The sequence below is a fragment of the Secundilactobacillus paracollinoides DSM 15502 = JCM 11969 genome (assembly GCF_001311135.1).
Lineage (GTDB): Bacteria > Bacillota > Bacilli > Lactobacillales > Lactobacillaceae > Secundilactobacillus > Secundilactobacillus paracollinoides.
In genome coordinates this window covers 130,127-136,126 of sequence record NZ_BBAG01000002.1, presented here as the reverse complement: position 1 = coordinate 136,126, position 6,000 = coordinate 130,127, and the positions used below count along the sequence as shown (strand labels likewise).

The 6,000-nt window shown below is 48.7% G+C and carries 7 protein-coding genes; 3 read left to right on the top strand and 4 right to left on the bottom strand.

The features are described 5' to 3' along the window. Positions 1-308 precede the first annotated feature (308 nt). Together JCM11969_RS02055 and JCM11969_RS18485 are read right to left on the bottom strand one after the other, a co-directional pair. Complete coding sequence (locus tag JCM11969_RS02055) at positions 309-728, bottom strand: sugar O-acetyltransferase (protein WP_225353085.1); 420 nt, start codon at positions 726-728, stop codon at positions 309-311. A gap of 24 nt (positions 729-752) precedes the next feature. Next, complete coding sequence (locus JCM11969_RS18485) at positions 753-902, bottom strand: maltose acetyltransferase domain-containing protein (RefSeq protein WP_225353084.1); 150 nt, start codon at positions 900-902, stop codon at positions 753-755. A gap of 200 nt (positions 903-1,102) precedes the next feature. On the opposite strand from JCM11969_RS18485, the gene JCM11969_RS02050 reads away from it, so the two are divergent. Then, on the top strand, positions 1,103-2,077 hold the full coding sequence (locus tag JCM11969_RS02050) for a zinc-binding dehydrogenase (RefSeq protein WP_054707636.1): 975 nt from the start codon (positions 1,103-1,105) through the stop codon (positions 2,075-2,077). A gap of 412 nt (positions 2,078-2,489) precedes the next feature. On the opposite strand, the gene JCM11969_RS02045 is transcribed toward JCM11969_RS02050, so the two are convergent. Further along, the gene (locus tag JCM11969_RS02045) at positions 2,490-3,035 is read right to left on the bottom strand and encodes a TetR/AcrR family transcriptional regulator (protein WP_054707633.1); all 546 of its coding nucleotides are present in this window, start codon (positions 3,033-3,035) and stop codon (positions 2,490-2,492) included. Between the two features lie 140 nt (positions 3,036-3,175). Here JCM11969_RS02045 and JCM11969_RS02040 point away from each other — a divergent pair, with 140 nt between their 5' ends. Together JCM11969_RS02040 and JCM11969_RS02035 are read left to right on the top strand one after the other, a co-directional pair. Further along, positions 3,176-4,012 (top strand): alpha/beta fold hydrolase, encoded by an 837-nt coding sequence (locus JCM11969_RS02040; protein WP_054707630.1) that lies wholly within the window; start codon positions 3,176-3,178, stop codon positions 4,010-4,012. Positions 4,013-4,024: 12 nt separating this feature from the next. Next, positions 4,025-4,978, top strand: coding sequence for an amidohydrolase family protein (locus tag JCM11969_RS02035; protein ID WP_054707625.1), 954 nt, complete (start codon positions 4,025-4,027; stop codon positions 4,976-4,978). 169 nt (positions 4,979-5,147) lie between these two features. Here JCM11969_RS02035 and JCM11969_RS02030 read toward each other — a convergent pair whose 3' ends face one another. Next, positions 5,148-5,888: an SDR family NAD(P)-dependent oxidoreductase gene (locus JCM11969_RS02030; RefSeq protein WP_054707622.1), complete on the bottom strand. Its 741-nt coding sequence runs from the start codon at positions 5,886-5,888 to the stop codon at positions 5,148-5,150. Positions 5,889-6,000 lie beyond the last annotated feature (112 nt).

The window sequence follows — 6,000 nt, the reverse complement described above, 5'->3', positions numbered from 1 at the left end:
CAATAAAATCACCCACAAAGTCCAAGTCTGACTTTTGTGACCAGAGCGACTCACACAGGAGCCCTCAGCCTTGCGAAACGCGTTTAGTCCATGTAACAAGGGCGCGCAGTAGCCAAAACTACTTAGCAAAATCACCCCAAAAAGTCCGGGCTAGACTTTTTGCCCAGCGGGACTCACACAGTTAGCCTCGTGCCACGCAAAACGCGTAAAGTCTACACCGCAGAGCGCCCAGTAGCGCCAAACAAAAAATCGCCCACCAACCATCACAACACCCAACAATCATGGTCAGTGGCGCGATTTTGTTTTCCCTAAGCTTGTTGAATCAGTGTCCGAACCACATGACAGGGATTGCCAACGGCCACGACACCTGCTGGGATATCATGCGTCACAACGCTGCCCGCGCCAATGACCGATCCAGCACCAATCGTAACGCCGGGCAAAACGATCACGCCGCCACCAAGCCAGCACTGGTGTTCAATATGGACGGGCAAGGCTCTGGTCCGCACAAAATGTTGTTCCGGATGAGCGTCCCAGTCTGCGTTTAGTCGGTCGTCAACGGTCACAGGATGAGTTGCCGTATAGATCTGCACGTTTGGGCCAATCATGGTCTCATCGTCAATGGTAATTCGATTTGAGTCCATTAAACTGCAGTTCATGTTGACGGAGACTTTATTGCCGATGTAGATGTTAGCCGCCATGTCACACAGAAACGGCGTGCGTGGCATCATGCCCAATTGCGCCAAGGTATTTTGTCAGTAGTTCGTGGCGAGCTGACCACTGTCGTAAGCCGTTTGGTTATAGGCGTTTAAAAAGGTGTAGGTTTGAGCCTTATGGGTTTTAAACGTCGCATCATGTGCATCGTACAGGTCACCGTTAAGGCATTTCTCCCATTCTGTTGTCATTTGAAAGACTCCTATCTGTTTACTGAGTATCTTCATTCTACAGCAGGTCGTCTGGTGGTGTGAAATCGGACGGCGGATTGACTGAAAAACTTTAAATAATGGCAAAAATAAATCCAAAATACAGGTAAAGGGATTAAACTAGAGGTATCAAATGACGCGAAAACAGCCAAATGAACTTGTGTCAGAGAGGATATTGAACAATGAAAGCGGCCTATATTAAACAACTTGGCGATGCCAGCAGTATCCAAGTGGGAGAATTACCGGATCCAGAGATTCAGCAAACGGATGTATTGGTGCAGGTGGAAGGCGTGGCGGTCGACCACGTTGACACCTATGTTCGAAGTGGCACCTACAAAACGGATATTGCGTTTCCCCACGTTATTGGGCGGGATATGGTTGGCCAGGTTATCGCTGTCGGGTCAGCAGTTACGGCGTTTAAACCGGGTGACAGCGTCTGGACGAATGCTATGGGCTACGATGGTCGTCAGGGCGTGACGAGTACCTTGGCAGCAGTGCCGGCAGACCGCCTCGCACCAGTACCGGCCGGCGTTGATCACTTACAGTTAATTGCCTCAGTGCACTCGTCAGCAACCGCAGTAATCATTCTAAACGACGTTATGCAAGCTGAATTTGGGCAATCAGTCCTGATTGAGGGCGCTGCCGGTCACGTTGGTGCCAAGCTGGTCCAGCTCGCAAAACGGATGGGGTTAAACGTTGTCACGACCTCAAACGAACGGGACTTTACCAAGCTGGCTAAATTTGGTAGTCAAGGCACGTTCAACTATCATGAAAATTTTGCGGAAAAGGTGACGGCACTCCTTCCAGCCGGTGTTGATCACATTATTGATACCTCAGGTAATGTTGATTTTCAAACGAACATCAATCTCTTAGCAAGAAATGGCGAAACGACGCTGATCACCGCACCAAAGAGTAATTTGTTTACGTTCAATGTGCGCGATTTCTACATGAATCAAAAGCACGTGAACGGGTTTGTGATCAGTCATGCGTCGCTTGATCAGTTGCAACAGGCAGCTAAGACGATTAACGCAGCGTTTAGCCAGGGCCTGTTATTGGATGATGCGATTTTGATCAAGCACTTTGACGATGCCAAGTGGGCGCATGCGGCGTTGGAGACTGGGCAGGATAAGCAGAACCGAATTGTTTTGGTACCGTGAGCATGAAGGAAAACCGCTGAGACCAGTACGTGTTACGGCGCGGTTGTCTTTAGTGATGGGATTACGGCGTCATTCTATTGTTTCGACTATTAAAACCACCTTGCCAGATTTTGGAGGGTGGTTTTTGTTTTCTGCTTGATTTGGGGTGGTGTGTATTTCTGTTATATGGACTGAACGTGTTCAGAAAGGCACGGGATTAACGTGTAACGGACTTTGACCAAAAAGTCAGGCCCACTCATTGTGGGTTTATTATACAGCGTGATCTAGGCTGCTGTGCTTCGCGGTTATATAGACTAAACGTGTTCAGCAGGGCAAGGGGCGGCCATGTAACGGACTCCGGCAAAAAATCCAGACCCGGGATTTTCTGCCGGAGTCCGTTACATTCTGCCCCTTAACCGCCCTGCTTCACACTCTACATCAAGTCCAACACCCTCTCCACATTCGGTTCAAACAGCCCCTGATCCACTGGTCTTGAACTTGCCGTCATTAAGCCCAAGTGACCGATGATGAATTCTAGGAATAGTGCTGTATTCGCCTTAACCTGGTCTTGATCGGTTGTGATGCCCGTGATTAGTTTTTCTGACAAGTCGTGCAGGGCGGTCATTTGCTCTGCGACTTGCGGATCATCGCCAAACGCTGAGATGCCCCAGACCATGTCATTAAATGAAAGGCCTGATTGTGTAAAACTGACGAATTTAAGTGCCAACTGGATGAGCGCATCTTTGCCAGAATAGGGCAGCAATTCATGGTATAAATAGGTGACGAGATGGCTGACATAGGTGGCCACAACGCCGCCCTTCACATCCGCGATATTGGTGACGTAGCGGTACATGGACTGCGGTTGAATCCCGACGGCTCGTGCTAGACCGTTATACGTCAGGTTGTTAAGTCCCTTTTCCCCAGCGAGGGTCACCGCTTGGTCAAGAATGATCTCACGGGTTAGTTGTCCCTTTTTCAAATGAAAGACCTCCAGAATCTTTTGTCTTGCAAAACTCATGACATGAGTTTATAATACATTTCATGAGTTAAAGATACCATATGAAATTTGATTTGAACACTAAAAACAATGAGATTTAACCCATTAAGGAGGATTTGCTGATGACAATTTTAAAGCGCAATGGTGCTGATTTAAGCTACACGACAACGGGTGAGGGTCCGGTATTGATCTTGATTCCTGGTGCCAACGGTACGGGTAACATTTTTACGCAGGCCGCTGCCTACTTTAAAGAACATTTCACCGTTGTTACGTATGACCGGCGCGGCTTCGGCGACAGTAAGCTAACGCAGGCGTTGCCTGATGAAGCGGCTGACATTCACAGCACGTACCGCTTGAAGACGGATGCGGACGATGTTGCCGCACTGGCAACGACGCTTAGCCCAGACGAGCCCGTTTCCATTATGGGGTCCAGCTCAGGGTCGATCGTCGCGATGGAAACGTTGCAGGACCATCCGGAAATTGTGAAGCAGATTGCCTTCCACGAACCGCCAATCAACAGTTTCCTGCCAACTGCCGATCAGGGTCAGGCAGACAACAACGCCATTGTGAAGGCCGCCTTTGATCAGGATATGGGTGCCGCAATGAAGCTGTTTGGCAAGGCGATGAAGATGGGCGAAATGGACGCTAAGATGATGGCGAAGCCGGCCGTTTCATTGGATGGTAACGACGATCCTGCCGTAGCTGGGATGAAGTTCTGGTTCCAGTATGAAATTCGTCAGTACACGAGTCGAAAGATTGATATTGACCAGTTGAAGCAGTACAGTGACCGGATCAGCCTGTTAAACGGGACAGATTCTCGCGGGTCATATCCACAAGATGTTAACCGTTTCTTGGCTAATTATTGGGGTGTCACGATTTATGACATTCCTGGTGGTCACTTGGGTTACGCGCAAAAGCCAGAGGGATTTGCGACGACACTTGAAGCTATTTTCAGATAGGAGAATCATACGATGAGTTTTAACAAAATTGATTTTCACGCACACTACCTGTCACCAGGGTACAAAAAATATTTAAAGGACCAGTTCAATGATATGGGTGACGGTGTGAAAACACCTGAATACACCATTGATACAACGCTGGAAATTATGGACCAAGTCAACATTGACTACTCCTTGATCTCGATTTCATCACCGCACATCAACACGGGTGACCAAAACGGGACGATTGAATTAGCGAGTGAAGTGAACGAATGTGCGGCGGAACAACACGCCAAGTATCCGGATAAGATCGGTTTTCTCGCCTCATTACCACTCCCGTATGTCGATGCAAGTATCAAGGCCATCGATGACGCGTACGCAAACGGTGCCACCGGATTCACCTTGCCGACGAACAGTCGCGGTACCTACGTTGGTGACCCGAAGTTAGACGCTATGATGGCGCACTTAAACGAGCGTCACGCGTTGGTTGCACTGCATCCTAATGCCCCAGCTAACCTGGATCCAAACGTTGCCGGACAGATTCCAGCACCGATTGCTGAATTCTTCTTCGACACCACACGGACAGTGCTGAATATGCTGCAAAACCAGATTTTTACCCGCTACCCAGACATTAAATTTATCATCCCACATGCTGGTGCTGTTTTACCAATTATTGCTAACCGGGTGTCATTGGCACAGTCACTGAATCCCGAATTGACGGATGCTCAAGTTGACATTAAAACGGCAATGAATGGATTGTACTTTGATGTTGCTGGGATGGTCTTGCCGCAACAGTTACCAGCTCTGTTACAACTGGTTGACCCAGACAAGCTGTTATACGCTTCAGATACGCCTTACACCCCAACGCCAGCTGTGTTGAATTTAGCAGACCAATTGGAAACGACCGGGTTATTGTCTGAAACGATGAAGGCCAAGATCTTTAAAGATAATGGGACAACCTTACTGGACTCGTTGAACACGAAATAAACTGACTTTATTAAAAATGCCGCTTCACTCATTTTGATACTGAGTGAAGCGGCATTTTCTTGTATTTGGGTTCAAGTTAAAGACAACATATCTCGCAACCGCAACTGTCCGACAACGCCACCGTCAATTAAAATATCGGTGCCGGTTAAATAGGCCGGGGCATCAGTGACTAGGTAGCTAAGAGATCGCCAACTTCCTGCGGGGTGCCAAAGCGTTTGATTGCCGCGTAGTTGACCATTGCGCCAGCGCCCTTATCCTTTTCTAGGCGGCCCATACTGGTATCAAATGAACCAGGGGAAACCGATACAACGTGGGCGCCACGGGAACCGTAAACGGGTGAGATGTGTTCCGTATACCACATGACGAAATTTTTGCTCAATGGATAAGCCATCTGTGCGCGTCTGTTTTTTGGTAACAGCTGACAGCGTTGCAACAGGCGGTGGTAGAGAATCTCGGAGTCCCGGTCAACGGTCTTGTAAGCGTGTTTAGGAATCATCATTTTAGGCAGCATATACCCCGGCATCGACGCGACGTTCACCAGACTAAAATTGTGGTCTGTGAGGTCAATAAATGCTTGGTCGACATTGACGGTTCCAAGCGCGTTGATGGCAATGATCTTTCGATAATCACCCATGCTGGGACTGACACCAGCCGTGTGGATCACGCCGGAAATGTGACCCAGGTTGGCGGCAGTATCAGCCATGTAGGTGACATCCGCCTCCGATGTGATATCACAGACGACAGTTTCAATGGTGGCTGCTTGTCCGGCCAGCGCTGTTTTCGCGTTTGCGAGTGCCGCGCCGTTTAAATCAGCGAGTAGGATGACCGTATTTTCACGGCTGCTTAATTTTCTTGCAGTGGCAAATCCCATGCCGCCAGTGCCGCCGGTAATTACAATGACGTTCGTCATATGAACACCTCCAGTAACGATTTGTTTTCTTGAGCTCATTGTATCACCAGCGATGTAAGCGGTTAATAAAAACGGACTCGTCTCGGCGTATTTTTCCTTGATTCTGTCGTTG